At 69.3% G+C, this 26,740-nt stretch carries 27 protein-coding genes; 20 read left to right on the top strand and 7 right to left on the bottom strand.

Going from position 1 to position 26,740, the window contains the following annotated elements:
- The first annotated feature begins 13 nt into the window (after positions 1–13).
- The 3 genes from ACE3P2_RS16195 (at position 14) to ACE3P2_RS16185 (ending at position 4,465) form a co-directional block, all read left to right on the top strand.
- Complete coding sequence (locus ACE3P2_RS16195; RefSeq protein WP_374266330.1) at positions 14–1,657, top strand: MbnP family copper-binding protein; 1,644 nt, start codon at positions 14–16, stop codon at positions 1,655–1,657.
- Positions 1,658–1,661: 4 nt separating this feature from the next.
- Entirely contained in the window at positions 1,662–2,828 is a 1,167-nt protein-coding gene (locus ACE3P2_RS16190; RefSeq protein ID WP_374266328.1) for an MbnH family di-heme enzyme, read from the top strand.
- Between the two features lie 182 nt (positions 2,829–3,010).
- On the top strand, positions 3,011–4,465 hold the full coding sequence (locus ACE3P2_RS16185; RefSeq protein ID WP_374266326.1) for an NAD-dependent succinate-semialdehyde dehydrogenase: 1,455 nt from the start codon (positions 3,011–3,013) through the stop codon (positions 4,463–4,465).
- Between the two features lie 4 nt (positions 4,466–4,469).
- On the opposite strand, the gene ACE3P2_RS16180 is transcribed toward ACE3P2_RS16185, so the two are convergent.
- Positions 4,470–4,811 carry a hypothetical protein gene (locus tag ACE3P2_RS16180; RefSeq protein ID WP_374266324.1) on the bottom strand — a complete coding sequence of 114 codons (342 nt, stop codon included), beginning with the start codon at positions 4,809–4,811 and terminating at the stop codon, positions 4,470–4,472.
- Positions 4,812–5,043: 232 nt separating this feature from the next.
- Between ACE3P2_RS16180 and ACE3P2_RS16175 the strand changes: the two genes are divergently transcribed.
- The 16 genes from ACE3P2_RS16175 to ACE3P2_RS16100 all read left to right on the top strand — a co-directional run bounded on the left by ACE3P2_RS16175 (position 5,044) and on the right by ACE3P2_RS16100 (position 19,009).
- A complete protein-coding gene (locus ACE3P2_RS16175; RefSeq protein WP_374266322.1) occupies positions 5,044–6,147 on the top strand; it encodes an amidase in 1,104 nt (367 codons plus the stop codon).
- Between the two features lie 25 nt (positions 6,148–6,172).
- Positions 6,173–7,336, top strand: coding sequence for an acyl-CoA dehydrogenase family protein (locus tag ACE3P2_RS16170; protein ID WP_374266320.1), 1,164 nt, complete (start codon positions 6,173–6,175; stop codon positions 7,334–7,336).
- A gap of 24 nt (positions 7,337–7,360) precedes the next feature.
- The gene (locus tag ACE3P2_RS16165; RefSeq protein ID WP_374266318.1) at positions 7,361–7,723 is read left to right on the top strand and encodes a hypothetical protein; all 363 of its coding nucleotides are present in this window, start codon (positions 7,361–7,363) and stop codon (positions 7,721–7,723) included.
- Between the two features lie 17 nt (positions 7,724–7,740).
- Complete coding sequence (locus tag ACE3P2_RS16160; protein WP_374266316.1) at positions 7,741–8,262, top strand: nuclear transport factor 2 family protein; 522 nt, start codon at positions 7,741–7,743, stop codon at positions 8,260–8,262.
- Between the two features lie 43 nt (positions 8,263–8,305).
- Positions 8,306–9,571, top strand: a complete 1,266-nt coding sequence (locus tag ACE3P2_RS16155) for a Rieske 2Fe-2S domain-containing protein (protein ID WP_374266314.1) — start codon at positions 8,306–8,308, stop codon at positions 9,569–9,571.
- A gap of 17 nt (positions 9,572–9,588) precedes the next feature.
- Positions 9,589–10,065 (top strand): aromatic-ring-hydroxylating dioxygenase subunit beta, encoded by a 477-nt coding sequence (locus ACE3P2_RS16150; RefSeq protein ID WP_374266312.1) that lies wholly within the window; start codon positions 9,589–9,591, stop codon positions 10,063–10,065.
- Positions 10,066–10,074: 9 nt separating this feature from the next.
- A complete protein-coding gene (locus ACE3P2_RS16145; RefSeq protein WP_374266310.1) occupies positions 10,075–10,815 on the top strand; it encodes an SDR family NAD(P)-dependent oxidoreductase in 741 nt (246 codons plus the stop codon).
- A gap of 37 nt (positions 10,816–10,852) precedes the next feature.
- Positions 10,853–11,815, top strand: a complete 963-nt coding sequence (locus ACE3P2_RS16140; protein ID WP_374266308.1) for a 2Fe-2S iron-sulfur cluster-binding protein — start codon at positions 10,853–10,855, stop codon at positions 11,813–11,815.
- Between the two features lie 27 nt (positions 11,816–11,842).
- On the top strand, positions 11,843–12,343 hold the full coding sequence (locus ACE3P2_RS16135) for a flavin reductase (RefSeq protein ID WP_374266306.1): 501 nt from the start codon (positions 11,843–11,845) through the stop codon (positions 12,341–12,343).
- 72 nt (positions 12,344–12,415) lie between these two features.
- Positions 12,416–12,820 (top strand): tautomerase family protein, encoded by a 405-nt coding sequence (locus ACE3P2_RS16130; RefSeq protein ID WP_374266304.1) that lies wholly within the window; start codon positions 12,416–12,418, stop codon positions 12,818–12,820.
- Positions 12,821–12,970: 150 nt separating this feature from the next.
- Positions 12,971–14,092, top strand: a complete 1,122-nt coding sequence (locus tag ACE3P2_RS16125; RefSeq protein ID WP_374266302.1) for an ABC transporter substrate-binding protein — start codon at positions 12,971–12,973, stop codon at positions 14,090–14,092.
- Between the two features lie 110 nt (positions 14,093–14,202).
- The gene (locus ACE3P2_RS16120; protein WP_374266300.1) at positions 14,203–15,240 is read left to right on the top strand and encodes a branched-chain amino acid ABC transporter permease; all 1,038 of its coding nucleotides are present in this window, start codon (positions 14,203–14,205) and stop codon (positions 15,238–15,240) included.
- Positions 15,237–17,039, top strand: coding sequence for an ATP-binding cassette domain-containing protein (locus ACE3P2_RS16115; RefSeq protein ID WP_374266298.1), 1,803 nt, complete (start codon positions 15,237–15,239; stop codon positions 17,037–17,039). Before ACE3P2_RS16120 ends, ACE3P2_RS16115 begins: the two co-directional genes overlap by 4 nt.
- A complete protein-coding gene (locus ACE3P2_RS16110) occupies positions 17,039–17,797 on the top strand; it encodes an ABC transporter ATP-binding protein (RefSeq protein ID WP_374266296.1) in 759 nt (252 codons plus the stop codon). The genes ACE3P2_RS16115 and ACE3P2_RS16110 overlap by 1 nt, the downstream gene beginning before the upstream one ends.
- Before the next feature lie 24 nt (positions 17,798–17,821).
- The gene (locus ACE3P2_RS16105) at positions 17,822–18,421 is read left to right on the top strand and encodes a hemerythrin domain-containing protein (RefSeq protein ID WP_374266294.1); all 600 of its coding nucleotides are present in this window, start codon (positions 17,822–17,824) and stop codon (positions 18,419–18,421) included.
- A 114-nt stretch (positions 18,422–18,535) separates the two neighbouring features.
- The gene (locus tag ACE3P2_RS16100) at positions 18,536–19,009 is read left to right on the top strand and encodes a MarR family winged helix-turn-helix transcriptional regulator (RefSeq protein ID WP_374266292.1); all 474 of its coding nucleotides are present in this window, start codon (positions 18,536–18,538) and stop codon (positions 19,007–19,009) included.
- Positions 19,010–19,030: 21 nt separating this feature from the next.
- Here ACE3P2_RS16100 and ppk2 read toward each other — a convergent pair whose 3' ends face one another.
- The 5 genes from ppk2 to ACE3P2_RS16075 all read right to left on the bottom strand — a co-directional run bounded on the left by ppk2 (position 19,031) and on the right by ACE3P2_RS16075 (position 25,080).
- The gene (gene ppk2, locus ACE3P2_RS16095) at positions 19,031–19,954 is read right to left on the bottom strand and encodes a polyphosphate kinase 2 (protein ID WP_374266290.1); all 924 of its coding nucleotides are present in this window, start codon (positions 19,952–19,954) and stop codon (positions 19,031–19,033) included.
- A gap of 110 nt (positions 19,955–20,064) precedes the next feature.
- Positions 20,065–20,388: a hypothetical protein gene (locus tag ACE3P2_RS16090; protein ID WP_374266288.1), complete on the bottom strand. Its 324-nt coding sequence runs from the start codon at positions 20,386–20,388 to the stop codon at positions 20,065–20,067.
- Positions 20,389–20,400: 12 nt separating this feature from the next.
- Complete coding sequence (locus ACE3P2_RS16085; RefSeq protein ID WP_374266286.1) at positions 20,401–22,305, bottom strand: radical SAM protein; 1,905 nt, start codon at positions 22,303–22,305, stop codon at positions 20,401–20,403.
- 36 nt (positions 22,306–22,341) lie between these two features.
- Positions 22,342–23,718: a diguanylate cyclase gene (locus ACE3P2_RS16080; protein ID WP_374266284.1), complete on the bottom strand. Its 1,377-nt coding sequence runs from the start codon at positions 23,716–23,718 to the stop codon at positions 22,342–22,344.
- A 138-nt stretch (positions 23,719–23,856) separates the two neighbouring features.
- Positions 23,857–25,080 (bottom strand): MFS transporter, encoded by a 1,224-nt coding sequence (locus tag ACE3P2_RS16075; protein WP_374266282.1) that lies wholly within the window; start codon positions 25,078–25,080, stop codon positions 23,857–23,859.
- Positions 25,081–25,224: 144 nt separating this feature from the next.
- On the opposite strand from ACE3P2_RS16075, the gene ACE3P2_RS16070 reads away from it, so the two are divergent.
- Positions 25,225–25,593: a DUF805 domain-containing protein gene (locus ACE3P2_RS16070; protein ID WP_374266280.1), complete on the top strand. Its 369-nt coding sequence runs from the start codon at positions 25,225–25,227 to the stop codon at positions 25,591–25,593.
- Here the strand turns inward: ACE3P2_RS16070 and guaD are convergent.
- A partial coding sequence (guaD, locus tag ACE3P2_RS16065; RefSeq protein WP_374266278.1) for a guanine deaminase occupies positions 25,554–26,740 on the bottom strand: 1,187 nt, incomplete at its 5' end. The two genes, ACE3P2_RS16070 and guaD, sit on opposite strands and share 40 nt — an antisense overlap.

Raw genomic sequence — 26,740 nt, 5'->3', positions numbered from 1 at the left:
TCGGGAGGACTCGATGAAATTAAGTACGATTTCCGCTGCCCTTGCGGGCGCAATGATGCTGGTTGGGTGCGGCGGCGGCGGTGGCAGCTCCTCCTCGGGCAGTTCCACCCTTTCGGGTAACGTTGCAGATGGCTATCTGAGCGGCGCCAAGGTCTGTCTGGACAAGAACAGGAATGGCGCCTGCGACACTGGCGAGCCCACCACCACGACCGGCTCCGGCGGCGCCTACTCCCTGAGCGGCCTCTCCGAGAGCGATGCCGGCGCCTATCCGCTGGTGGTTGAAGTGCCTGCCAGCGCGGTGGATTCCGACACCGGCACGGCCGTCGGCCAGTCCTTCGTGCTGAAGGCGCCGGCTGGCAAATCCGGCTTCGTCAGCCCCATCTCCACCCTGGTCCAGCAGAAGCTCGACAGCGGCGCGGCCACCACCGTGGATGCGGCCGTCGCGGCGGTCAAGGCGGATCTTGCCGCCGCCGGCCAGACGGCCCCCGCCGACCTCTTCGCCAACTACCTGTCGGCAAACGATACGGGCACGCACACCATCGCCCGCGCGCTCACTGCCTCCGTGAAAACTTATTACGAAGCCGTCAAGGACGGCCTGTCGTCCAACGCCCAGATCAAGGCCCTGCAGGATGCGGCCCTGACCCAGGCGATGTCCGATCTGCGCACCGGCACGCGCACGGGCCTCGCCGCGGTGACGGCGGCGGTGGTGGCCAAGGCCAGCTCCGACACCGCGTCCCAGAGCGCCGCAACCCAGGACGTGACGATCAACTTCGACGTCGTCAATGGCGCTACCTCGGTGCGTTGCGGCGACGTGGTGACGCTGGCCAACACCCAGCTGTGGGATCACGCCGCAACCAATACCTCGGCGGTTGCGCTGGCGACCCCGGCTGCCCAGACCTCGACCGGCAAGCTGGTCGATCTGCGCTTCTACGTGAGCAACGTGGCCCTCGTGGACCAGGACGGCAACGCGACCCCGGTCGTGCTGACCGAGAACGCCGGCCAGTCCAACGGCCTGGCCCTGCTGAATTTCGGCTACAACACAGTGAGCAGCGGCGCCACCTACGCCAATGTGACCTGCTCGCCGACCACCGGCTATGTGACCAGCATCACCGGCAAGGTCAAGCCCGGCACCTACACCGGCGTGACGATGGTGGTGGGCGTGCCCCTGTACGGCCCCGACATGCTCCGCCAGAACCACAGCAACGCCGCCGACGCGTCGAATGCCCTGCCGCTGCAGAACAGCGCGATGGCCTGGTCGTGGCAATCCGGTCGCAAGTTCACCAAGCTCGAGTTCTGGCCGACTTCGCCGGTCCAGAAGCCCAACAGTTCGACCACCCCGAAGTGGGTCGTGCATCTGGGCTCGACGGGCTGTTCCGGCGATCCGACGCTAGGCACCACGGCCCCGACGAGCTGCACCAATCCCAACCGCGTGAAGCTGGCTTTCAACAGCTTCAATGCCTCGTCCCAGAAGGTCGTGCTCGACATCGGCCAGCTCTTCAAGAACTCGGACCTGCAGTACGACGCGGGCGGTGCAGCCGGCTGCATGTCTGGCACGACCGACCCCGAGTGCGGCCCGATCTTCAAGGCCCTGGGGTTGGATCTGAGCACCGGCCTGATGCCCACCACGTTAGCGCAGTCGGTCTTCAGCGTGAAGTAAGCGCATGAACCGCTCGATATGGATCGGTGGCCTGGTGGCCATCCTCGGTGTCGGCGGTTGGCTCTGGCAGGGCGGGCGGGATGCCGTGCCGCCCGCGCCAGCGCCGGCTTCGGCATGGACCTGGCAATTGCCGGCGGGGTTTCCCGAGCCGGTGGTGCCCGCCGACAACCCCATGACCGAAGCCGGATTTCAGCTGGGCCGGCGCCTGTTCTACGACAAGCGCCTGTCGGGCAACGGCACGCAGGCCTGCGCGTCGTGCCACATGCAGCGGCTCGCCTTCACTGACGGCCGTGCGCTGCCGATCGGCTCGACCGGGGAGGTGGGCACACGCAGCGCCATGAGCATCGCCAACGTGGCCTACTACCCGACGCTCACCTGGGCCAACCCGTCTCAGATCACACTGGAGATCCAGGCGGTGGTGCCGATGTTCGTCGACAACCTGGCGGTAGAACTGGGCATCAACGACGAAAACAAGGCCGACGTACTGGCTCGCTTTCGCGCTGATGAAGACTACCGGCGCCGCTTCGCGGCAGTTTTTCCTGGCCAGACGGAGCCGATCAATTTCGAAAACATCGTCCGGGCCATCGCCACCTTCGAGCGCGGGGTGATCTCCGGCAATTCCCGCTACGATCAGGCGCGGGCCGGCAAGCTGTCGCTCAGCGAGCGCGAGGAGCGGGGCCGAGCGTTGTTCTTCAGCGACAAGGCGCGCTGTTCGGAATGCCATGGCGGCTACAATTTTTCGGATCAGACCTACGACGTCACCACCCGCGACGTACCGCGGCCATTCCACAACACCGGCCTCTACAACGTGGACGGCAAGGGCGCTTACCCGGACGACAACCCGGGGCTGATCGGCGTGCTACCCCGGCCTGAGAACATGGGGCGATTCCGCACCGTGAGCCTGCGCAACATCGCGCTGACGGCGCCTTACATGCACGACGGCTCCATTGCGTCGCTGGAGGCGGTGCTCGATTTCTACGCGTCCCACGGACGCAACGTCACCCACGGCGCGTGGAAGGGGGACGGCCGCCGTAATCCGCTGAAGGATCCGATCATCGACAAGATCCGCCTCGACGCCCGCGACAAGGCCGATCTGATCGCCTTTCTAAAGACGCTCACCGATGAGTCGTTCATCGCCGATCCTCGTTACGGCGATCCGTTCGGCGACTGACGCTCCGGGGGGCGATGACGGGGGGCGGTGTTCGCGCGCCAGATGGCTGCCCTCGGCGCGGGGGTGGCGTATTCTCGCTCCACCCGGCGCCGGCTGCGCGCCGCCCGGGCGAGGCGGCTTTGCCTGCCAGCCCCGTAGTCGCCGGCCTTCCCCCGGTCGGCGTTCATCGCCAAGGAGATTCCATGCTCGAACTCAGCAACCCGGCCCTGCTGCGGCAGGCTTGTTACATCGACGGCCAGTGGGTCGGCGCCGATAGCGGTGAGACCGCGCCCGTCATCAACCCGGCCTCCGGCGCGGAGATCGCCCGCGTGCCTCACGCCGGCGCGGTCGAGGCCGAGCGTGCGGTGGTGGCTGCCGAGCGGGCCTTCGTCGGCTGGCGCGACACCACCGCCGCCGAGCGCGCGCGCGTCCTGCGCCGCTGGTTCGACCTGATGACGGTCCACCAGGATGACCTGGCCCGCATCATGACCGCCGAGCAGGGCAAACCCCTCGCCGAGGCCAAGGGCGAGATCGCCTATGCCGCGGCCTACGTGGAATGGTTCGCCGAGGAGGCCCGCCGCGCCTATGGCGACGTGGTGCCCTCGCCGTTCAAGGATCGCCGGATTGTGGTCACCAAGGAGCCCGTCGGCGTATGCGCGGCGATCACGCCGTGGAATTTTCCCGCGGCGATGATTACCCGCAAGGTGGCGCCGGCGCTGGCTGCCGGCTGCACCATCGTGCTCAAGCCGGCCGAGCAGACGCCCCTGTCGGCCTTGGCCCTGGCCGAGCTGGCCGAGCGCGCCGGGGTGCCGGCGGGCGTGTTCAGCGTGGTGACCGGCGAGGCCCGCGCCATCGGCGGCGTGATGACCGGCAGCCCGTTGGTGAGGAAGCTCAGCTTCACCGGCTCCACCGAGGTCGGTCGCCTGTTGATGGCCCAGTGCGCGCCGACCATCAAGAAGCTGTCGCTGGAGCTGGGCGGCAACGCGCCGTTCATCGTCTTCGATGACGCCGACCTGGACGCCGCGGTGGCGGGCGCCGTGGCCTCGAAGTACCGCAACGCCGGCCAGACCTGCGTGTGCTCCAACCGCTTCCTGGTGCAGGACGGCGTGTACGACGCCTTTGCCGCCAAGCTCGCGGCTGCCGTTGCTGGCCTGAAGGTGGGCGACGGCATGGCGGATGGGGTCACCCAGGGGCCGTTGATCGACGAGGCGGCCGTCGCCAAGGTCGAGCGTTTGGTCGAGGACGCGCTCGCACGGGGCGCCCGCGTGGTCGTCGGCGGCAAACGCCACGCGCTCGGCGGCACCTGGTACGAGCCCACGGTGCTGGCCGACGTCGCGCCCGGCATGGGGGTGGCGCGGGAGGAGATTTTCGGGCCGGTGGCGCCGCTGTTCCGTTTCCGCACCGAGGAGGAGGCCATTGCGATGGCCAATGACACCGAGTTCGGCCTTGCCGCCTATTTCTATTCCAAGGACCACGCCCGGGTCTGGCGCGTCTCGCGCGGGCTGGAATACGGGATGGTCGGCATCAATACCGGGCTGATCTCCACCGAGGTGGCGCCGTTTGGCGGGGTGAAGTGTTCCGGCACCGGGCGCGAGGGCTCGAAATACGGGCTCGACGAGTACCTGGAAGTGAAATACCTGGCCCTGGGCGGCCTCTGACGCCTCACGTGCCCCGCCTGACCGTGGGCGGGGCGCAGACCTGATCCCGGCGCGCGGCGCCGGCTTCAGCCGCTGGCGCGATCCCGCCCGCTTCGCCGCCGGGGTGCGCCGGTAAATAGGCGCGTTCCGGGTGCATCTGCTCCGGCGCACCCTTAGCGGGGGCGTCTTCTTGCGGCGAGTCGCTGCATTTTATCCTGATTTTTTCGAGTCTTTTGGCTTGCGCAAACGTCCGCTCGGACGTCGCCCAGGCCGTACCGCGCTTGCACCAGGGCGAGGCGTCGGCGCCCCGCACTGGTGCGCGAGCGGAGTCGGGATGAAATTCCAAGGCGATGAAAATAAAAGACATTTGATCCTGGCACGGCGAATGCTTAGTCGTTGATGTCGCGGTCTGGATGGCCAAAACAGGCCGGACAGGGTGGCGCGGCGAGATCGGCTTGCAACGTATTAGTGCGAAAAATTACGTGAAAAATCACGTGATAAGTTGGTTGACATCAGTAATTCGAATTACTAATGTGTACATCAGAAATTATTATGAATTACCCCGATCCCCGCCTTGGCAGGGGGCGTCAGGAGGCCGCATGTTCGTCAGAAAACTGAATCTCGGTGGTCCGGGCCCGCGGGTCGCGATCAAGGACACGATCGACGTGGCGGGTTGCCCGACCCAGGCCGGCAGCCGCGCGCTGGAAGACGCACCGCCGGCCGCACGGCACGCCGAGGTGGTGGCCCGCCTGCTCGTCGCCGGTTACCGCGTGGTCGGCAAGACGGTGCTGCACGAGCTGGCGTTCGGTACCACCGGCATCAACGCGTGGGCGGGGACGCCGGTGAATCCGCGCTTTCCGGGGCGGGTGCCGGGTGGTTCGTCGAGTGGTTCGGCCGCGGCGGTGGCTGCCGGCGAGGCGGACGTGGCGCTGGGCACCGATACCGGCGGGTCGATCCGCATTCCGGCGGCCTGCTGCGGCGTGTTCGGCCTCAAGCCGACGTTCGGCCGGGTGAGTCGCGACGGCGTCATGCCGGCGGCCACCAGCCTCGATTGCGTCGGCCCGTTTGCCGCCGACATGGACGCGTTGATCGCCTGCATGGCGGCCATCGACCCGAGCTTCGGCGCGCTGCCGTCGGTCGAGCGCGTGGCGCTGGGGCGGGTGATGCTGAAGGCACTGCCCGAGATCGACGCGGCGGTGGACGAAGCCGTCGCGGCGAGCGGCCTGGCGAGTGGGCCAGTGCGGTTTGCCCACTTCGACGCGGCCTACCAGGCCGGGCTCACGGTCATCAATGCCGAGAGCTGGGCTGCCTGCGGCCCGCTGCTGGCCACCGGCAAGGTCGGCGCCGACGTGGCCCAGCGCCTCGCCAACGCCGCGCGTACCGGTGCCGCCGAGCTGGCCGAGGCCGAGCGCGTGCGCGCCGCCTTCACGGCCGAGGTGGACGCGGCCCTGGCGCGCTACCCGGTGCTGGCCCTGCCGACCATGGCCGACGCGCCGCCCTTGCTCGAGGAGGCCGCCGACACGTCGCGCCTCGTCGCCATGACTTCGTTCGTTCGCCCCTTCAACCTGTCCGGCCATCCGGCCATCGCCATCCCGCTGCCTGCCCGCAGCGGCTACCCCGTCAGCCTGCAACTGGTCGCCGCCAAGGGGCGCGACGCGCTGCTGTGTGCCGTCGCTCGGCACGTGGCAACCCGGTTGCAGTGACATCCACTCTCACGCGGAGAAACCCATGTTAATGGCTATCAACGAGACCCCGGAACGGGCGGCCGCCAACGCGGCGCCGGGCCTGGACGCGCTGCTGAAGGACATCCGGATGCGCCGGAAGGAGTTCGAGAAGCAGCGTTTCATCTCCCCGGACATCATCCAGGGCTTCAAGTCGGCGGGCGTCTACCGGGCGCTGGTCGCGCGGCGTTTCGGCGGCGACGAGATCTCGCCGGCGGCGTTCTGTCGGCTGATCGAGCGCATCGCCCAGGCCGACGGCTCGGCCGGCTGGGTGGCGAGCTTCGGCATCGGCGGGATCTACCTGGCCGCCTTGCCGGTGGCGACGCTGGCGCAGCTCTACGCCAACGGGCCCGACGTGGTCTTTGCCGGCGGCATCTTTCCGCCGCAGCCGGCCGAGACGGTGGCCGGCGGTTTCAAGGTGAATGGGCGCTGGAGCTGGAGCAGCGGCTGCATGGGTGCCGAGGTGATCGGCGCCGGCATCCTGCCTCGCAACGCCGATGGCGCCGGGCTGCCGCGGATGGCGGTGATGCCCCGCGAGAAGGTCGAGATCGTGCCCAACTGGGACGTGATGGGACTGCTCGGCACCGGTAGCCACGACATCGTGGTGAAGGACGTGGTGGTGCCCGAGGAATGGACCTTCGTGCGCGGCGGCGCCTCGGTGCTCGACACCCCGCTGTACCGCTACCCGACGCTGTCGTTCGCGGCGCAGGTGCTCACCGTGGTCGGCCTGGGCATCGCCCGGGCGGCCATCGACGAGGTGCTCGGCATGGCTGCCGGTCGCGCCTCGGTGACGGGCGCCCCGAACCTCGGCGAGCGGGTCTACGCCCAGCTTGAGATGGCCAGGCTCGAAGCCGAGCTGCGCTCCGCCCGCGCCTGGTTCTACGAGGCCATCGACGACGCCTGGCGGGTGCTGGAGGCCGGCGGCAAGCCGAGTGACCACCAGGTCAGCATGCTGCGTCTGTCCACCACCCACGCCGCCCGGGTCAGCGCCGACGTGGCGCGCCGTGCCCAGATGGTTTCCGGCGGCACCGGCGTCTACGAGTCGAGCCCCCTGGCCGCCCAGGTGCGCGACGCCCAGATGGTCACCCAGCACGCCTTCATGGGCGACATCACCTACCAGAACGCCGGCGCGATGCTCTTCGGGCACAAGCCGCTGCCCGGCTACCTGTAAGCCGACCCCCAACGGAGAAAAACGATGAGCGATACCAAACCCCCGCTGCGCGTGCTGTTCTGCATGGGCGTGAACCAGAACTTCATGGACGGCACGCCCGACGAAATGAAGGCCGTGTGGGGCGCCTTCGTGGCGATGATGCAGGGCATCAAGCGTCTGCCGGGCGTCACGGTGCTGGGCAACCTCGACGACGACCGGATCATGGTTGGCCCCTCGGTGGCCTTTCCGTGGACCACCTATGTGCTGGCCGACGTGCCCGACTACGACACCGTCACCGCGGCCTGCAACCTGTTCCGCGTCACCCCGGTGGGCGACGGCCCCTACACGCTGTGGAAGTACATGCGCGTCGAGGCCCGCATCGGCCGCGAGCTGGTGATTCCCGACTGACCCGCGCCGAGCCCGCCATGCCCGCATCCGCCTACGTCCGCGCCCTCGAGGCGCGCCTCGACCGGCTCGAGAGTGCCGCCGCGATCCGCGCCTGTCTCAACCGCTACATGGTCCTGTGCGACCAGCTCGACGCCCGCACGCCCCTCGACGAGCTGGCCGGGCTGTTCACCGCGGACGCGGTCTGGGAGGGCGTCGGCGAGAAATACCGCGACACCTTCGGGCGTCTGACGGGGCGCGAGGCGATCCGCGAGATGCTCGCCGGTTACACCGTCGCGCCGCCGCACTTCGCCCTCAACGTGCACTTCCTGACCAGCGAGACGATCGACGTGCACGCCCCGGACGCCGCCGCCGGCAGCTGGGTGATGCTGCAGACCTCGACCTTCGCCAGCGGCGCATCGCACCTCAACGCGGCGCGGCTCGCCATCGATTTCGCCCGTGCCGAGGGGCGCTGGCGGATCGCCCACTTCCGCACCGAAAACCTCTTCAGCCGACCGGTGGACGCCTGGAACGCCACCGCCGCCCTGCCGGTGCTCCGTTAGGCCCGGCCCCGAACCTCCGACCGAGACACAAGGAAAACACGCCATGACACTTCAAGCAGCGCGCCAAGGCCTCACCGTGGCCGACCTGGTTCAGAACGACCGGGTCCACGCCTCCCTCTACACCGACCCGGCCCTCTTCGAGGCCGAGATGGACAAGGTGTTCGCCAACACCTGGGTGTGGGTCGCCCACGCCAGCGAAATCCCTGAGGCGGGCAGCTACAAGACCACCTATGTCGGCCGTCAGCCGGTAGTGGTGGTGCGCGACCGCAAGCAGCAGGTGCACGTCCTGCTCAACCGCTGCCGCCACCGCGCCGCCACCGTCTGCGAAGGCCACAAGGGCAAGACCAACAGCTTCGTGTGCCCCTACCACGGCTGGAGCTATTCCCTCGACGGTGCCCTGCGCGGCGTGCCGAGCCCGGAGAGCTACGCCGACCTGCTCGACAAGGCCGACTACCCGCTCATCAAGCTGCGCGTCGAACAGTACGCGGGGATGATCTTCGCCACCTTCCGTGACGACATCGAGCCGCTGGTGGACTTCCTGGGCCCGGCCGCCAAGTGGATGGACCTGTTCATGAAGCAGGGCGGCGGCTTTCCGATCAAGGTGGCCGGCGAGCACCGCTTCCGCTTCCCCGGCAACTGGAAGATCCAGCTCGAGAACACCACCGACGCCTACCACTTTCCGCTGGTGCACAAGTCCTTCCTCAGCTCCGTCGATGCGCAGACCGAGAAAATGCTCGATTTCGTCGAAGGCCCCGGCTTCGTCGAGGATCTCGGCAACGGCCACAGCGTGATGGTGATGATCCCCGACCTGGTGGACCTCGAAGCCAACCTCGACGCGCCGATCCCCGACCGCTTCGCCGAGCTGGCCGACGCCCTGCGCGCCGACTACCCCGAAGAGCAGGTGCGCCGCATCGTCCGCGCGGTGGGTGGTTCCGGCTTCAACCTCAACATCTTCCCCAACATCGCCTGCTCGATGGCCTTCTTCCGGGTGCTGCGCCCGGTGTCGGTGACCGAGACCGAGATCCACCACGCGGTGATCACCATGGACGGCGGCCCGGCCGTCGCCAACCGGGTGCGTCTGCGCCTGCACGAGCACTTCCAGGGGCCGATGGGCTTCGGCACCCCGGACGACGCCGAGGCCTGGGAGCGCGTGCAGCGCGGCTCCAACGCCGGCACCGACGAATGGATCCTGCTCAACCGCGGCCTTGCCAAGGAAACCGCGACCCCCGACGGCCGCCGCAGCGACGTCAGCGCCGAAACCGGTATGCGCGCCGCCTACCGCCAATGGAAAAAACTGATGACCGCCTGAGGCGGGAGGAACGACCCATGAACATCGAACTGCTCAATCACGCCGCCGCCTTCGTCAGCCTCGAGGCCGACCTGCTCGACCACTGCGAATACGCCGCCTGGCTCGACCTGTGGGAAGACAGCGGCACCTACATCGTGCCGATCGACCCCAACGAGACCGACTTCGCCAACACCCTCAACTACGCCCACGACGATGCCGCCATGCGTCGCCTGCGCGTCCAGCGCCTGACCAGCGGCGAGTCGGTGTCCACCGTGCCGGCGCCGCGCACCATCCGCAGCCTGTCGCGCTTTCGCCTGCTCGCCGACGAGGGCGGCGTGGTGACCCTGCGCTGCGCCCAGATCCTCGGCGAGTTCCGCAAGGACGTGATGAAGCACTACACCGCCGACGTCACCTTCGTGCTGGCCCGCCACGGCGACGCCTTCCGCATCCGCCAGAAGGTCGTGCGCCTGCTCAACGCCACCGACGCGCTGGCCTGCATCGGCTACATCCCGTAAGGCGCCGCCATGAGTCAAGTCGCCCTCGTGACCGGCGCCGCCCAGGGGCTGGGTCACATCATCGCCCGTCGCCTCCACGCGGCCGGCTACCGGCTGGTCCTCACCGACCAGACCGACACCCTGGCCCGCGCAGCGGCGACGCAGCTGGACGCCAGCGGCGACAGCGTGCTGCCGCTGGCCCTCGACGTGACCGACAAGGCCGCCTTCGAGGCGGCCGTGGCCGCCGCGCGCCAGCGCTGGGGCGGGCTCCACGTGGCGGTGAACAACGCCGCCATCACCCCCACCACGCCGGTCATGCAGATCAGCCCCGACGAGTTCGACAAGGTGATCGCGGTGAACCTGCGCGGCACCTTCCTCGGCTGCCAGGTTTTCGGCGCGGCGATGGCCGAGGCCGGCTACGGGCGGCTCATCAACGTCGCGTCGCTGGCCGGGCAGAACGGCGGCACCGCCTCCGGCGCCCACTACGCCGCCTCGAAGGGCGCGATCCTGACCCTCACCAAGATCTTCGCCCGCGAGCTGGCCGCCGCCGGGGTCACCGTCAATGCCATCGCCCCGGGGCCGATGGAGCTGCCCTCGGTGCGCGCCGCGGTGCCGCCGGAACGCCTCGAGAAGCTCATCGAGATGATTCCGGTCAAGCGCCTCGGCAACCCCGAGTTCGTCGCCGGGCTGGTGCTCCAGCTGGCCTCGCCGGAGGCCGACTTCGCCACCGGCGCCGCCTGGGACGTGAATGGCGGCATCTTCATGCGCTGAGCCCCGGCGCCGCAACCGACAGAGAAGGAAAACCAGAATGTCAGAAGAAACCCTCCAGGTGGTCGTGCGCCGCCGCGAAGTCCAGGGCCGGGACGTGGTTGTCCTCGACCTGGCCGCCGCGGACGGTGCCGAGCTGCCGCCCTTCGACGCGGGCGCCCACGTGGACCTGCACCTGGGCGACGGGCTGGTGCGCCAGTATTCCCTGTGCGGCAACCCGGCCGAACGCCGGACCTACCGCCTCGGCATCCTCCGCGACCCGAACTCCCGCGGCGGCTCCGTCGCCGCCCACGAGCGCCTGGGCGAAGGCGCCCGGGTGGAGATCGGCGTGCCGCGCAACCATTTCCCGCTGGCCGCCGACGCGCGCCGCTCGATCCTGGTCGGCGGCGGCATCGGCGTGACCCCGATGATCGCCATGGCCCACGTCCTGCACGACCGCGGCCAACCCTTCGCGCTGCATTACTGCGGGCGCAGCCGCGCCTCCTGCGCCTTCCTCGACGAGCTCGCCGCCGCGCCCTTTGCCGGCGCCGTGCACACCCACTTCGACGACGCCGACGACGCCCAGCGTCTCGATCTGCCGGCGATCCTGGCCGGCGCCGATGCCGGCACCCACCTCTACGTCTGCGGTCCGGCCGGTTTCATGGACTGGGTCATCGCCGAGGCGGGCCGCCTCGGCCTCGCCCCCGGCCAGATCCACAAGGAATATTTCCAGGTCGAGGCCGCCGCCGGTGGTGGCAGGGCCTTCGACGTGACCCTGGCGCGCAGCGGCCGCACGCTGCGGGTCGCCGAAGGGCAGAGCATCGTCGAGGCGCTCGCCGGCGTCGACGTGAAGATCAAGGTCTCGTGCGAGCAGGGCGTCTGCGGCACCTGCCTGTGTACCGTGCTGGCGGGCACCCCCGAGCACCGGGACGTGTTCCTCACCGACGAGGAGAAGGCCGACAACGACCAGATCCTGCTGTGCTGCTCGCGCGCCCTCAGCGACACGCTGGTGCTCGACCTGTAGGTCCGGATCACCCCAAGGAGAGACACGATGGTCGACATCCAGGAATTCCGAAACGGCATGGCGATGCTCAGCGGCGCCGTGAACGTGATCACCACCGCCGGCCCCGAGGGGCTGGCCGGTTTCACCGCCACCGCCGTGTGCAGCGTCACCGACCAGCCGCCCACGCTGCTGGTGTGCATGAACCGCTCGTCCTACGCGCACCGCTTCTTCACCGGCAACGGCGTGCTGTGTGTCAACCTGCTCGGCGGCGACCAGCAGGCGTTGTCGGGCCTTTTCGCCGACCGCAACGTGACGATGGAGGAGCGCTTCGTGCGCACGCCCTGGCAGGCCCTCGCCACCGGCAGTCCGGCCCTGACCGATGCCCTGGTCAATTTCGATTGCCGAATTGCCCAGACCCACGACATCGGTTCCCACAGCATTTTCTATTGCGAGGTGGAACGGGTGCGCCAGGGCGACCTGCGCGCCGGGCTGGTCTATTTCAACCGCAATTACCACCGGGTCGGCGAAGAAATAAGGCTGGCCGGCTGACGGCGGCGCGGCGCAATTGGATTCCAATTTTCGCGCCCATCGACGCAATCGCATTTCCGAAAGGCGGCATCCATGCCCAATCTGAATGTCTATCTGCCCGCCGGCCATTCGGCGGCACAGAAGGAAGCGCTGCTGACGCGCATGAGCGCGGTGGTGGCCGACAGCCTTGCCGCGCCGATCGCCTCGGTGCGCATTTTCCTGATCGAGCTGCCCCTCGATCACGTCTGCGTCGGCGGGGTCACGCTGGCCGCGGAGGCGCGTGCCGGCGGCCCGGTATCGCCGGGCGGACCGACGATCGACGCCTTTCTGGTGGCCGGGCGCAGCCAGGAAAAGAAGGCGGCGCTGATCGCCGGCGTGACGCAGGTGGTGGGCGACGTGCTGGCGATTCCGCCGGCGCCGGTGCGGGTCATGATCTTCGACGTGGCGAATACCGATTTCGGTATGCACGGCGTCACCGCCAAATCCCTCGGGCGGTGAGCCGGACGCGCACGGGAATGGTGCGATATTTCGCGATATCGCACTGCAATATGGCAGCGCCGTCCCGGGATGTAATGGCCGGGGCCCCGAAAACCCGCCATTCCCGCGAATCGGCCAATTGACGGGGAAATGGCACGAAGCGTGCTGAGGATGAATGTCCGTGGTGCGCTGTGTTCCGGGGCTGCCTGGGCCCAGGTCAAGGTCGGTGTCATTTCGTCCTCCACCGGGCCGGTGGCGATGGTGGGCATTCCCCAGAAGAACTCGGTGGCGCTGATGCCCACCAAGGTCGGCAATCTCAGCGTCCAGTACATTCCGCTGGACGACGGCAGCGACCCGACGGCTTCGGTGGTGGCGGTGAAGAAGCTGATCAGCGAGGAGAACGTGGACGCCATCATCGGACCGTCCGGCTCGCCCAACGCGATGGGCGTGATCCAGTTCGTCGCCGACGCCGGCGTCCCCCTGCTGGCGCCGGTGGGTACCGCCGCGGTGGTGCTGCCGATGAACGAGCAGAAGAAGTGGGTCTTCAAGACCACCCAGAACGATCAGCTGATCGCCGACGCGCTGGTCGGCCACATGGCCCGGAGCGGCATCAAGACGGTGGGCTTCATCGGTTCGGCCGACCCCTATGGCGAGAACTGGGCCAAGGTGTTCGCCGAGAGCGCCGGCCGCAAGGGCATCAAGGTCGTTGCCAACGAGCGCTTCCAGCGCAGCGACAGCTCGGTGACCGCCCAGGGCCTGAAGATCCTGATGGCCCGCCCCGACGCGGTGCTGGTGGCCGCCCCCGGCACGCCGGCGGTGCTGCCGCAGATCACGCTGCACGACCAGGGCTATCGCGGCAAGTTCTACCAGACCCACGGGGCCGCGCTGCCGGAGTTCATCAAGCTCGGCGGCAAGAAGGTCGAGGGCACGGTGCTGGCGGCGAGCCTGATGCTGGTGCTCGATCAGGTGGCCGACAGCCATCCGTCGAAGAAGATCGCCACCGACTACGTGCAGGCCTACGAGAAGATGTACGGCGTCAAGCCGGCCACCTTCGGCGGCAACGTGTTCGACGCGGGCCTGCTGCTCAAGCACGCGATCCCTGCCGCGGCCGCCAAGGGCAAGCCGGGCACGCCGGCCTTCCGCACGGCGCTGCGCGACGCCCTCGAGCAGACCCGCGACATGCCGGCCACCCAGGGCGTCTACAACATGACCGCGGCCGACCACAGCGGTTTCGACGAGCGCGGTCGCGAGCTCATCGCGGTCAAGGACGGCAAGTGGACGCTGATCCAGTAAGTGCGCGCTGCCGCCGGCCGGTGGAGGCCGGCCGGCCCCGGCACCTCCGCTGACGGGGTGCCCGCTTCCCGCGCCGACGGGCGGGACGGTGTCATGTTCGAGGGTTTTCCATGGAATTTCAGATTGCTTTGATGCTCGTGCAGGACGGCATCACCAACGGCGCCATCTACGCGCTGCTGGCGCTGGCACTGGTGCTGGTGTTCGCCGTGACGCGGGTCATCTTCATTCCGCAGGGCGAGTTCGTCGCCTACGGCGCGCTGACGCTGGCGATGCTCCAGGCCGGCCAGGTGCCGGCGACGCTGTGGCTGCTGGTCGGCCTCGGCGTGGTGGTGACGGTGGTGGATGGCATGGCGGCCCTGCGGGGCGGACGTGCCGGCCGTCTGCTCGGGGTGGCCGGCTGGAACCTGGCCTATCCGCCGGGGCTCGCCGCGCTGCTGTCGGCGCTGCCGCTGGCGGACCTGCCGCAACTGGCGCAGGTGCTGCTGGCGCTGGCGGTGGTGGTGCCGATGGGGCCGCAGCTGTATCGGCTGGTGTATCAGCCGATCGCCTCGGCGCCGGTGCTGATCCTGTTGATCGTCTCGGTGGCGGCGCATCTGGCGATGGCCGGTCTGGGCCTGCTGTTCTTCGGGGCCGAGGGGCAGCGCACGCCGGCGTTTTCCGACGCCGTCGTCGAAATGGGGCCGTTGATGGTGCCGGGCCAGACGCTGGTGATCGTCGGCGTGTCGGTGGCGCTGATCGGCGCGCTGTTCCAGTTCTTCGAGCGCACCCTGTACGGCAAGGCGCTGCGGGCGACCGCGATGAACCGGCTCGGCGCGCGCCTGATGGGCATCTCGCCGTCGCTGGCCGGCAAGCTCACGTTCTTCCTGGCGGCCTTCATCGGCGCACTGTCGGGCGTGCTGATCGCGCCGATCACCACCGTCTACTACGACACCGGCTTCCTGGTGGCGCTCAAGGGCTTCGTGGCGGCGATCATCGGCGGACTCGGCAGCTATCCGCTGGCCGCCCTCGGCGCGGTGCTGGTGGGGCAGCTCGAGTCGTTCTCGTCGTTCTGGGCGAGCGCCTACAAGGAGGTCATCGTCTTCACCCTGATCATTCCCGTGCTGCTGTGGCGCTCCCTCAACAGCCGCCACGTGGAGGAGGAAGAATGAAACCCGTCCTGTCCCCGCGCGTGGTGCTCGGCGGCTTCGTGGCCCTGCTGGCCGTGGCGCCGCTGGTGCTCTCGCCGTTCTCGATCACCCTGCTCAACTACATCGGGCTGTACGCCTTCGTGTCCCTCGGCCTGGTGCTGCTCACCGGCGTCGGCGGGCTGACCAGCTTTGGCCAGGCCGCCTTCGTGGGCCTGGGCGCCTACACCACCGCGGCGCTCACCACGCTGCCGGCGCTGCCACCGTGGCTGGCCTGGCTCGGCGCCTCGCCGTGGCTCACGCTGCTGGCGGGGTTGAGCGTCACCGCGCTGGTGGCGGTGGTGCTGGGGTCGCTGACGCTGCGCCTGTCGGGCCATTTCCTGCCGCTGGGCACGATGGCCTGGGGGCTCAGCCTGTACTTCCTGTTCGGCACCTCCGAAAGCCTCGGCGGCCATTCGGGGCTCACCGGGATTCCGCCGATCAGCGTGTTCGGCGTGGCGCTCGACACCGGCGAGCGGATCTTCTACCTGATCTGGGCCTTTCTGCTGGTGGCGGTGCTGACCACCCAGAACCTGCTCGATTCCCGCGAGGGCCGCGCGATCCGGGCGCTGAAGGGCGGCATCGTGATGGCCGAGGCGATGGGCGTGAATACCTCGCGTTCGCGGATGGTGATCTTCGTGATCGCGGCGCTGCACGCCTGCACCTCGGGCTGGCTGTACGCCCACATGCAGCGCTTCGTGAATCCGACCCCGTTCGGTCTCAACATCGGCATCGAATACCTGTTCATGGCCGTGGTGGGGGGCGCCGGCCACGTGTGGGGTGCGCTGGTGGGCGCCGGGGTGATCACCGTGCTCAAGCAGTGGCTGCAGAACATCCTGCCCAAGCTGCTGGGCCAGGCCGGCAATTTCGAGGTGATCGTCTTCGGGTTGATGATGATCGTCGTGCTGCAGCGCGCCAGCGGCGGGCTGTGGCCGCTGCTGCGGCGCCTGGTGCCGGTTCGGGCGGCCACCCGGGCGATCGACACCGCCGCGCCGGCGCTGCCGCGCCGCTCGCCGCCGGCCGCCGGGGAGGTGATCCTCGAGGCCCGCAACGTCACCCGCAAGTTCGGTGGCCTGGTCGCCAACAACAACATGAGCCTGCACGTGAAGGCCGGCGAGATCCTGGCGCTGATCGGCCCCAACGGCGCCGGCAAGAGCACGATGTTCAACCAGCTCTCCGGCGTGGATACGCCCACGTCCGGCGAGGTGCTGTTCCTCGGCCAGCCGGTGGCGGGCAAGGATTCGCGGACCATCGCGCGGATGGGCATGAGCCGCACCTTCCAGCACGTGAAGCTGTTGCCGACGATGAGCGTGCTCGAGAACGTCGCCATCGGCGCTCACCTGCGCGGCAGCCGCGGCGTGCTGCCGGCCGCGTGGCGCCTGGACCGGGCCGAGGAGGCGCGTCTGCTCAAGGAGGCGGCCAGCCAGATCGAGCGGGTCGGCCTGGGCGAATTCATGCACGTCGAGGCGGGCAGCCTGGCGCTGGGCCAGCAGCGCATCCTCGAGATCGCCCGCGCCCTGTGCGCCGACCCCTCGCTGCTGCTGCTCGACGAGCCGGCGGCGGGCCTGCGCCTCAAGGAGAAGGAGGCCCTCGGCGGGCTGCTGCGCAAGCTGCGCGCCGAAGGGCTGGCGATCCTGATCGTCGAGCACGACATGGATTTCGTGATGAACCTGGTGGATCGGGTGGTGGTGATGGAGTTCGGCCAGAAGATCGCCGAAGGCCTGCCCGACGAGGTCCAGCGGGACCCGGCGGTACTCGAAGCCTATCTCGGAGGAGTGGAGTGATGAGCCAGACCGGCAAGAACGTGCTGGAAATCCGCGACCTGTGCGTCTCGTACGGCAAGGTCGAGGCCCTCAGCAACGCCAGCCTGACGGTGGGCGAGGGGCAGATCGTCACGGTGATCGGCCCCAACGGCGCAGGCAAGACGACGATGCTGTCGGCGATCATGGGCGTGCTCGGCTCGAAGGGTCGGGTGAGCTTCGACGGCAGCATCGAGGGCGTGCCGGAGGTCGAGCGGATGGTCGCCTGCGGCATGAACCTGGTGCCCGAGAAGCGCGAGCTGTTCAGCGAGATGAGCGTCGAGGACAACCTGCTGCTGGGCGCCTTCCAGCGCCATCGTGGCGGCCACCGCGACCACGCCGCGACGATGGAGGAAATCTACGCGCTGTTTCCGCGCCTCAAGGAGCGCCGCGGCCAGTTTGCCGGCACCCTGTCGGGCGGCGAGCGGCAGATGCTCGCGGTGGGCCGCGCGCTGATGGCCAAGCCCAAGCTGCTGATGCTCGACGAGCCGAGCCTGGGCCTCGCGCCGCTGATCGTGCGCGAAATTTTCCGCATCATCGCCGAGCTGCGCCGCCGCGGCGTGTCGATCCTGCTGGTCGAGCAGAACGCCCGCGCCGCGCTGCAGGTGGCCGACTACGCCTACGTGCTCGAAACCGGCCAGATCGCCATGCACGGCCCGGCCCACGCGCTGGCCGACGACCCCCGCGTCATCGAGGCCTACCTCGGCTTCGGCAGCAAGCACCAGGCGCTGCTGTCCACCTGATCGCCCCCAAGGAGACCCGACCCCATGGAAGCCCTGCGCATCCTGCTCGACGAACACCAGTCGCTGGCCGCGATCCTGCACGCCATCCGGCTGATGCTGCGCGACATCGGCGCCGGCACGCTGCAGCCCGACAAGGCGCTGCTGCGCGCGATGGTGCAGTACCTCGACGCTTACCCCGAAAAGCGCCACCACCCCAAGGAGGACGCGTTCATCTTCGCCCCGCTGCGGCGGCGCACCGGCGAGGGCGCCGCCGCGCTCGACCGGCTGGAGGACGAGCACGCCCACGGCAACGCGCGCATCAAGGCGCTGGAGGACGCGGTGCAGCGCTACATCGACGGCGCCCCCGAGGGCTTGGCCGGTTTCGTCGCGGCCTTCGAGGCCTTCGCCGATTTCTACCGCGACCACATGCTACGCGAGGAGCGGGAGATCCTGCCGCTGGTGCGCAAGCATTTCACCGCCGACGACTGGGCCGCCGCCAACGCCGGCTTCGCCGGTGCCGCCGACCCGATGAGCGGCACCCGCGAGCCCCGCGAACCGGACGACTTCGCGCGGATCTTCTCGCGCCTGGTGGCCGCCGCCCCGGCGCCCATCGGCCTCGGCGCCGGCCCCTACGAGGACGGCTGAGCGGCGTCGCCCGCGCCCGGCCTGCAAGCGAGTATCATGCGCGGCTGCAGCCGGTGCGCCGCCCGGTCGGGCAGACCGGGCGGCGCCTGTTCCGAGAGCTTCCGTCCCCATCCCATGACGCGCGCGCAAAAACACAGCCGTTTCCTGCCGACCAGCGAAGACTTCCGCTACGAGGAATTCCCGTTCTACTGGCTGGCCCGGGCGCACCGGATCTACAACCACCAGATGGAGAAGATCCTCAAGAAGCTCGGCGCCGACGTGCCGACCCGGCGCGTGCTGCTGCTGCTGCAGAACCACGGCACCCTCAGCATCTCGGAGATCGCCACCCACTCGGTCATCAAGCTGTCGACGATCACCCGCATCGTCCAGCGTATGCGCGAGGACGAACTCGTGCAGACCTCGACCAACGTCGAGGACGCGCGCATCACCGACGTGGCGATGACGCCCCGCGGCGAGAAGCTGCTGGCCGACATCCAGCAGGCCACCCACAAGATCTTCGTGCGCGGCTACACCGGTTTCACCGAGGCCCAGCTCAAGCGCCTGAGCCAGGACCTCGAGCGCCTCTTCAACAACCTCGCCGACGACTGAGTCGCCGGCGCCGGGCGGCGTTCAGCCGAACCAGGCCGGCACGAACATCTCCGGCGGCACCTCGTGGCGCACGTAGTCGGGGTGGCGCACCCGCGCCGGCAGCTCGACCAGCGGGCGCTCCACTTCCTCGTACGGAATCTGCTCGAGCAGGTGGTGGATGCAGTTCAGGCGCGCGGCCTTCTTGTCGTCGGCCTGGACGATCCACCACGGCGCCTCGGCGATATGGGTGCGCTCCAGCATCGTCTCCTTGGCCTCGGTGTAGCGCTCCCAGCGGGCGCGGGACTCCAGGTCCATCGGGCTCAGCTTCCACTGCTTGAGCGGGTCGTGGATGCGCGACAGGAAGCGGAAGTGCTGCTCGTCGTCGGTGATCGAGAACCAGTACTTGATGAGCTGGATGCCCGAGCGCACCAGCATCCGCTCGAACTCCGGCACCGAGCGGAAGAACTCCTCGTACTCGTCGTCCGAGCAAAAGCCCATCACCCGCTCGACGCCGGCGCGGTTGTACCAGCTGCGGTCGAACAGCACCATTTCGCCCGCCGCCGGCAGGTGCGAGACGTAGCGCTGGAAGTACCACTGGGTGCGTTCCCGGTCGTTGGGCGCGGGCAGCGCCACCACGCGGCACACCCGGGGGTTGAGGCGCTGGGTGATGCGCTTGATGACGCCGCCCTTGCCGGCCGCGTCGCGGCCCTCGAAGAGGATCACGACCCGGTGCCGGTTGGTGGCGACCCAGTCCTGCAGCTTGACCAGCTCGCCCTGCAGTCGCAGCAGCTCGGTGAAGTAGCGGCGCCGCGCGGCTTTCTCGTCGTCGCTGGGCGGCCGGGATTCGCCCGCGCCGATCTCGTCGAAGCGGCGGTCGTCGAGCTCCAGTTCCAGTTCTTCGTCGTAGCTGTCCTGCAGCTCCCGTTCCAGGCGGCGATGCAGCTCGCCGATGTCCTGATTGCTCATGCGCGCCCCCGCGGATGGATGGATTCGGAAAGTCTCTGCCTGCGCGCCGCCGTGGCGTCACGGCGCGCGCGGGCATCGCGGCATCTTTCCACCGGCGCGTTGCGCTGGCGTTACGCGGGCGGGGCGGGCGCGTCGAGGCTGGCGAGGAAGCGCTGGCGGGCGGCCTCCAGCGCGGGGCGGCCGAAGTCGTCGGCGTGGCGCAGGACGACGGTGTGATAGAGGTCGAAGGCCGCGCGCACTGCGTCGGCATCCACCAGATGGGCGGGGGTCGGCGGCGGCGGGGGCGGCAGGTCGCCCACCGGCCGGAGTACCGCGTAGCGGGGGATCATGCGCGTGCCGCCGGCCTCGGAGACGGCGGTCATCGGGCCGGTCTTGGTGAACACCTGGCCGTCGTATTCGAAGCGGGCGCCCACGGGAAGCTGGGTGAGTTTCATGGCGGGAAGGGGTCAATGGCCCAGCGCGCGGGCGATGAAGTTGCGCGGGACGCGGGGTTTGGGAACGCGGATGTCGAACCAGCGGCGCACGTCGTCGTCGAGGCCGATGCCGTGCATGTAATTGTAGAGCGCCTTGTTGAGCCCGACGCCGAGCACGTCGTGGTCCACGCCGGTGGGGTCGATGAAGCCCACGTCGTTCTTGGCGAAGCTGATCGGCGGCAACGGCTTGAGCTTGACGCCGTATTCGGCCGGGTTCTGGCCCACCGGCGAATGCACGGTGCACACGAAGCGGTGGAAGAAGCCGGACTGGATGCAGCCGGCGTCGAAGAGCTGGCGGACGTATTCGAGGGCGTCGACGGTGTCCTGCACGGTCTGCGTGGGGAAGCCGTACATCAGGTAGGCGTGCACCAGGATGCCGGCGTCGGCGAAGCCCTTGGTGACGCGCGCCACCTGATCCACCGAGACGCCCTTCTTCATCAGCTTGAGCAGACGGTCGGAGGCGACCTCGAGCCCGCCGGAGATGGCGATGCAGCCGCTGTCGGCGAGCTGCTGGCACAGCTCGGGGGTGAAGGACTTCTCGAAGCGGATGTTGCCCCACCAGCTGATGCTGCGATTGCGGCGGGCGAGCTCCTCGGCCAGGGCCTTGAGCATCTTGGGGGGCGCGGCTTCGTCGACGAAGTGAAAGCCGGTCTGGCCGGTTTCGGCGACGATGGCCTCGATGCGATCCACCAGGATTTCGGCGCTGGCGGCGTCGTAGCGGCCGATGTAGTCGAGGCTCACGTCGCAGAAGCTGCACTTCTTCCAGTAGCAGCCGTGGGCTACGGTGAGCTTGTTCCAGCGCCCGTCGGACCACAGCCGGTGCATGGGGTTGAGCATGTCGAGGATCGACAGGTAGCCATCAAGCGGCAGGCCGTCCCAGGTGGGGGTGCCGACCTCGGCGAAGGGGATGTCGGGCTCGGCGAGGTTGATGTAGCGCACCTGGCCCTCTTCACGGACGTAGGTGCGCACCAGCCGCGACCTGCCGCGCTGGCCGTCGAGGTGTTCGAGCAGGGCGAGGAGCGGGCGCTCGCCGTCGTCCAGGGTCACGTAGTCGAAGTAGTCGAAGACGCGCGGTTCGGTGAGCTCGCGCAGCTCGGTGTTCACGAAGCCGCCGCCCAGCACGGTGACGATCTCCGGGTGGGCGGCCTTGATGGTCTGGGCGATGCGGAAGGCGGCGTACACCGAGCCGGGGAAGGGCACCGACAGCAGCACCACCTGCGGCGCGTGGCGGGCGACGGCGTCCAGCGCGAGGCCGGCGAGGGTCTCGTCCACCAGCGTGGGCGGGGCGGCCAGCGCGGCGGCCAGCGGCGCGAAGGTGGGCTGGGCCATCGCCAGAGATTCGGCGTAGCGGACGAACTCGAAGCGCGGGTCGGCGGCTTCGCGTAGCACGTCGGCCAGATCATTGAGGTAGAGCGTGGCCAGGTGGCGCGCCTTGTCCTGCACGCCCAGCGCACCGAAGGCCCAGGCCAGCGGGTCGCCGCCGTCCGGGTCGTAGTAGACGTCGAGCGACGCGAAGCGCGGGCCTTCGGGCAGAAAGGCGCGGCTGGCGATGCGGTGGGCGAGGGTCGGGTCGCGCCCCTGCAGGAAGCCCAGCACCGGGCCGACGGTGGCGCGATAGCGGTCGAACTGGGCCTCGAAGGATTGCAGCGCGGGCGGGCGCTTCCTGGCCGGCAGCGCGCGGGTGCGCGCCAGCAGGGCGTCGAGCCCGGCCGGCGAGAACAGGGCGAGGACGAGCTTGAGGGCGAGGTCGTCCTGCACCGCCTCGATGCCGCGCGAACGCAGGAAGCCGGTGAGGTAGGCGGTGGACGGGTAGGGCGTGTTGAGCTGCGTCATCGGGGGGATGAGCGACAGCACGCGGCGGCCGGGCGGTTGGGTCATGGCGGGGCGGGCGACGGCGGAATCGGCCGCATCATATCAGCCCGTCACGATGCGGTTCCGCCCGCCCTGCTTGGCGGCGTAGAGGGCCTTGTCGGCGCGCTCGATGAGGCGCTGGTAGTCGGGGTGGCCGTCGTCCATGGCGATGCCGATGCTGGTGGTGACGCGCACCGATTGCCCGCGGGCGAGGGGAATCTCCTGGTTCTCGATCTGCGCGCGCAGCTTCTCGGCGATCACCGCCGCCTGCTCCAGCCCGACCGAGGCCAGCACCGCGATGAACTCCTCGCCGCCGTAGCGGAACACGAAGTCGCTGCCCCGCACGAGGTTCATGATCTGGTTGGCCACGTGCTGCAGGACCCGGTCGCCGGCGTCGTGGCCGTGGGCGTCGTTGACCCGCTTGAAGTGGTCGATGTCGAGCATCAGCACGCAGAACGACCGCCCGTTGCGGCGCGACAGGCTGAGTTCGCGCTTGAGCACCGAGGGCAGAAAGCGCCGGTTGAAGAGCTGGGTCAGCACGTCGCGGCCGACCTCGAGATCGACCAGGCGGTCGAACATCGCCCGCAGCAGGAACTTGATCTCCTCGATCTGGGTGAGCACGGCGCGGGCCAGATCGCGGTTGGGGGCCGAGTGCGGATCGCGGTCGAGGCCGTGGGCGAGCTGCGGGAACAGCGATTCGTCCACCCGCTCGACGCATTCGTTGATGAGCGGCAGCTCGCGCGAGTCGTCGAACAGCAGCGGCGCCTTGTGGTGCAGCCACAGGCCGAACTCGGATTCCTGCAGCGTCGGCATCTCGTCGATCATGCTGCCGGCGGCGAGGATACGGTAGAAACGCGCCTCCCATTCGAGGATCGCCACCGACTGCTTTTCGCGCTCCAGCGCCAGGTCACGCCCGGCGGCGAACATCCGGAAGGCCTCGTCGGTGCGCACGCTGCGCTCGGAGAACTGGATGAAGGCGCTGCTCATTTCGGCGAAGGCCACGTCCACCAGCATGTCCACGTAGAGCACGGCGTGCACCAGTTCCTCCCGTGCCAGCGAGGTGGCGACCAGATGCGCGTTGATGTGCTGCTTGAGCAGCCGCAAGCCCTTGGCCACGAGGCCGACCGGAATCTGCGCGCGGGCGTGGACCTCGCCCACGTGGCGCTGCATGGCGAGGGCGGCGGCGAGTTCTTCCTCGGTGGTGGTGCAGAACAGAACTTCCATCCAGCGCTGCAGGCCGGGCTTGAGGCGGGCCTCGACGGTGGTCACGGACAGGAAGGGGCGCGCGCTCGGATCGTCGAGCATGAAGCCGTAGAAGGCGGCGGCCATCTCGGCCTTGTGCTGTCGGACGATGTCGCCGACGATGGCTCGCAAGGGCGCGGCGGTGTGCTCGCCGACCAGCTTCCAGGTCTGGGCGGCGGCATGGGACGCGTGGGGCATGGGACGGTTCCCTGAAATTTATTGTTATGAGCGGTCAAGATAGGGCCGCCGCCGCGCCCGGGCAAGGGGGTCGGCACCCGAGTCGTGCGCCGCTGCACGACTCGGGTGCCGGATCGGGGGCGTCCGCGCCTGCGCGGATCAGGCTCGGGCTGCGCCGTTGCGGGCGAGGGTCCGGGTATGGCGGCGGTAGAACAGGCCGGCGCCGACGGTGACGAGGCCGCAGACGAGCAGCGTCGGCCGCACCCCGAAGGCGTGGGCGAGGCTGCCCACGACGAAGCTGCCGATCGGCGCCAGGCCCAGGAAGGCCATCGTGAACAGCGCCATCACCCGGCCGCGGAAGTCGTTGTTAACCGCGGTCTGGATCAGGGTGTTGCTGCCCGCCACGCACAGCAGGATGGCGAAGCCGAGGCAGACCAGGATCGGCACCGTCAGCCACAGGGAGGTGGACAGCGCGAAGCCCGCCAGCGCGACGCCGACCAGCGGCGCCATGCGTCCCACCAGTCCGGTGAGCCCGCGGGTGTCGGTGCGGCTCGCCAGCAGCACCGCGCCCGACAGCGCGCCGGCGCCGGCGCAGCCCATCAACAGGCCGAACAGGCGGGCGTCGCCGCCGAAGATTTCGCGGGCGAACAGCGGCATCAGCACGGTGTAGGGCGTGGCGAGCAGGCTCAGGCTGGCGATCAGCAGCAGCGACGAGCGGATGCGCGGGTGGCCGGCGCTGTAGGCGAGCCCTTCGCGCAGGGCCTGCAGCGGCGGCGCGGACGGTTTGCGCGCGGCTTCGGCGGGCAGGCGGATCGCCCGCAGGGCCAGCAGCACCGCCAGATAGGAGGCGGCGTTGAGCAGGAAGCACACCGCTTCGCCGGTGACCGCCACGACCCAGCCGGCCAGCGCCGGGCCGACGAAGCGGGTGGCGTGCATCATGAACGAGTTGAGGGCGATGGCGTTGGGCAGGTCGTCGCGGTCGTCCACCAGCTCGACGACGATGGACTGTCGGGCCGGGACGTCCAGCGCGTTGATGCAGCCGAGGCCGAAGGCCAGCACGATCAGGTGCGCCGGCGTGGCGGCGCCCCGCCAGGCGAGCAGCGCCAGCAGCAGGGCCTGCAGCATCGACAGGGCCTGGGTGGCGATGAGCAGGCGACGGCGGTCGAGGCGGTCGGTCATCACCCCGCCGAAGGCGCCGAAGACGAGGATCGGGATCTGGCTGGCGAAGCCGACCACGCCGAGCACGAAGGCCGAGTTGGTGAGGCGGTAGGCCAGCCACACCATGGCGATCTGCTGCATCCAGGTGCCGGCGAGGGAGACGAGCTGGCCGGCGAAGTACAGCCGGTAGTTGCGGGAGGCGAGGGCGCGGAGGTAGGCGGGCATGGCGGCGGGGCGGACGGGCAGGGCTGCCCCCGAAGGTAGTCCGGTTGGGCCGCGCTGTGAAGGGGGCGACCGCCGGCGCGGCGCGCGTCTCATGCTATCGTCGTCGCCGGGAGGCTGGCTCCCGCAACCGCAAGGAGAAGGCGCATGGAGTGGTATCTGAAGGTGCTCAGACAGTACGTCGAGTTCGGTGGCCGCGCGCAGCGCAAGGAATACTGGATGTTCCAGCTCTTCAACCTGCTGGCGATGATCGCGATGCGCCTGCTGGGCGAGTTGTTCGGCGGCGAAAGCGGGGGCGAGGGGCTGAGCGGGTTGTACAGCCTGGCGGTGTTCCTGCCCAGTCTGGGGGTGACGGTGCGCCGCCTGCACGACATCGGCAAGTCGGGCTGGTGGGTGCTGCTGGGCTTCATTCCGCTGGTGGGGGTGCTGGTGCTGCTGTTCTTCCTGGTGAAGGACAGCGAGGCGGGCAGCAACGCCTACGGGCCGAACCCCAAGGGCTTGCCGGCGGTGGTTTGAGCGTCGCCGCGCTGCCAGGCCGCTTCGCCGAGCACGTGGGTGGCGACGACGCAACGTTCGTCGCCGAGGATCGTCAGCGCGAACAGGCGTTCGGCGAGGCTGCGGCAGTGCTCGATGCGCCAGGCGAGTTCGGGCGTGGCGGCCCAGTCGAGGACGACGAAGTCGGCTTCGCGACCGGGCTCGAAGTTGCCGATGCAGGCGTCGAGGCCCAGCGCGCGGGCGCCGCCGAGGGTGGCGAGGTAGAGCCCGCGCAGGCCCGACAGGGGCGTGCCGTGGGCCTGGCCGGCGTCGTAGGCGGCGCCCAGGGTGCGCAGCAGGTTGAAGCCGGTGCCGGCCCCCACGTCGCTGGCGAGGCCGACGGCGAGGCCGGCGGCGGTGCTGGCGGCGTAATCGAAGTCGCCGCTGCCGAGAAAGCGGTTGGAGGTGGGGCAGAAGGCGACGGCGGCGCCGCTGGCGGCCATGCGCCGGCGTTGGGCGTCGTCGAGGTGGACGCAGTGGGCGAGGATCGCCCGTGGCCCGAGCAGCCCGAAATGGGCGTAGACGTCCAGGTAGTCGCGTCGCTCGGGGAAGAGTTCGGCCACCCAGGCGAGTTCGGCGTGGTTCTCGGCGAGGTGGGTCTGCAGGTGCAGATCGGGCCGCGAGGCGAAGAGTTCGCCGGCGACGCGCAGTTGCGCGGGCGTCGAGGTGGGGGCGAAGCGCGGGGTGACGCTGTAGCGCAGGCGGCCGCGGCCGTGCCAGCGTTCGATCAGGGCGAGACTGTCGCGCAGGCCCGCTTCGGGGCTGTCGCGCAGGGGCGCCGGGCAGTTGCGGTCCATCAGCACCTTGCCGCACAGCATGCGTAGCCGGCGGGCGTCGGCGGCGGCGAAGAAGGCGTCGGCGGAGTGGGCGTGGACGGTGGCGAACACCGAGGCGGTGGTGGTGCCGTGGGCGAGCAGGCGTTCGACGACGAAGGCGGCGCTGCGTGCGGCTTCGGCCGGATCGGCAAAGGCGGCTTCGGCCGGAAAGGTGTGGTCGGTGAGCCAGTCGAGGAGCTGCCGGCCGAAGGCGCCGACGATGCCGGCCTGGGGATAGTGCAGGTGGGTGTCCACGAAGCCGGGCAGGACGAGGCGGCCGCGGTGGTCGTGGCAGCGGGCGCGGGCGCGCGCCT

Source organism: Zoogloea sp., assembly GCF_041911615.1.
Classification (GTDB): Bacteria; Pseudomonadota; Gammaproteobacteria; order Burkholderiales; family Rhodocyclaceae; genus Zoogloea.
This window is presented reverse-complemented; position numbering and strand designations above follow the sequence as displayed.

Bases quoted from the DNA above. Each gene is read 5' to 3' on its own strand.
- ACE3P2_RS16195 (WP_374266330.1), top strand. From the start codon at position 14: ATGAAATTAAGTACGATTTCCGCTGCCCTTGCGGGCGCAATGATGCTG.
- ACE3P2_RS16190 (WP_374266328.1), top strand. From the start codon at position 1,662: ATGAACCGCTCGATATGGATCGGTGGCCTGGTGGCCATCCTCGGTGTC.
- ACE3P2_RS16185 (WP_374266326.1), top strand. From the start codon at position 3,011: ATGCTCGAACTCAGCAACCCGGCCCTGCTGCGGCAGGCTTGTTACATC.
- ACE3P2_RS16180 (WP_374266324.1), bottom strand. From the start codon at position 4,811: ATGTCTTTTATTTTCATCGCCTTGGAATTTCATCCCGACTCCGCTCGC.
- ACE3P2_RS16175 (WP_374266322.1), top strand. From the start codon at position 5,044: ATGTTCGTCAGAAAACTGAATCTCGGTGGTCCGGGCCCGCGGGTCGCG.
- ACE3P2_RS16170 (WP_374266320.1), top strand. From the start codon at position 6,173: ATGTTAATGGCTATCAACGAGACCCCGGAACGGGCGGCCGCCAACGCG.
- ACE3P2_RS16165 (WP_374266318.1), top strand. From the start codon at position 7,361: ATGAGCGATACCAAACCCCCGCTGCGCGTGCTGTTCTGCATGGGCGTG.
- ACE3P2_RS16160 (WP_374266316.1), top strand. From the start codon at position 7,741: ATGCCCGCATCCGCCTACGTCCGCGCCCTCGAGGCGCGCCTCGACCGG.
- ACE3P2_RS16155 (WP_374266314.1), top strand. From the start codon at position 8,306: ATGACACTTCAAGCAGCGCGCCAAGGCCTCACCGTGGCCGACCTGGTT.
- ACE3P2_RS16150 (WP_374266312.1), top strand. From the start codon at position 9,589: ATGAACATCGAACTGCTCAATCACGCCGCCGCCTTCGTCAGCCTCGAG.
- ACE3P2_RS16145 (WP_374266310.1), top strand. From the start codon at position 10,075: ATGAGTCAAGTCGCCCTCGTGACCGGCGCCGCCCAGGGGCTGGGTCAC.
- ACE3P2_RS16140 (WP_374266308.1), top strand. From the start codon at position 10,853: ATGTCAGAAGAAACCCTCCAGGTGGTCGTGCGCCGCCGCGAAGTCCAG.
- ACE3P2_RS16135 (WP_374266306.1), top strand. From the start codon at position 11,843: ATGGTCGACATCCAGGAATTCCGAAACGGCATGGCGATGCTCAGCGGC.
- ACE3P2_RS16130 (WP_374266304.1), top strand. From the start codon at position 12,416: ATGCCCAATCTGAATGTCTATCTGCCCGCCGGCCATTCGGCGGCACAG.
- ACE3P2_RS16125 (WP_374266302.1), top strand. From the start codon at position 12,971: ATGAATGTCCGTGGTGCGCTGTGTTCCGGGGCTGCCTGGGCCCAGGTC.
- ACE3P2_RS16120 (WP_374266300.1), top strand. From the start codon at position 14,203: ATGGAATTTCAGATTGCTTTGATGCTCGTGCAGGACGGCATCACCAAC.
- ACE3P2_RS16115 (WP_374266298.1), top strand. From the start codon at position 15,237: ATGAAACCCGTCCTGTCCCCGCGCGTGGTGCTCGGCGGCTTCGTGGCC.
- ACE3P2_RS16110 (WP_374266296.1), top strand. From the start codon at position 17,039: ATGAGCCAGACCGGCAAGAACGTGCTGGAAATCCGCGACCTGTGCGTC.
- ACE3P2_RS16105 (WP_374266294.1), top strand. From the start codon at position 17,822: ATGGAAGCCCTGCGCATCCTGCTCGACGAACACCAGTCGCTGGCCGCG.
- ACE3P2_RS16100 (WP_374266292.1), top strand. From the start codon at position 18,536: ATGACGCGCGCGCAAAAACACAGCCGTTTCCTGCCGACCAGCGAAGAC.
- ppk2 (WP_374266290.1), bottom strand. From the start codon at position 19,954: ATGAGCAATCAGGACATCGGCGAGCTGCATCGCCGCCTGGAACGGGAG.
- ACE3P2_RS16090 (WP_374266288.1), bottom strand. From the start codon at position 20,388: ATGAAACTCACCCAGCTTCCCGTGGGCGCCCGCTTCGAATACGACGGC.
- ACE3P2_RS16085 (WP_374266286.1), bottom strand. From the start codon at position 22,305: ATGACCCAACCGCCCGGCCGCCGCGTGCTGTCGCTCATCCCCCCGATG.
- ACE3P2_RS16080 (WP_374266284.1), bottom strand. From the start codon at position 23,718: ATGCCCCACGCGTCCCATGCCGCCGCCCAGACCTGGAAGCTGGTCGGC.
- ACE3P2_RS16075 (WP_374266282.1), bottom strand. From the start codon at position 25,080: ATGCCCGCCTACCTCCGCGCCCTCGCCTCCCGCAACTACCGGCTGTAC.
- ACE3P2_RS16070 (WP_374266280.1), top strand. From the start codon at position 25,225: ATGGAGTGGTATCTGAAGGTGCTCAGACAGTACGTCGAGTTCGGTGGC.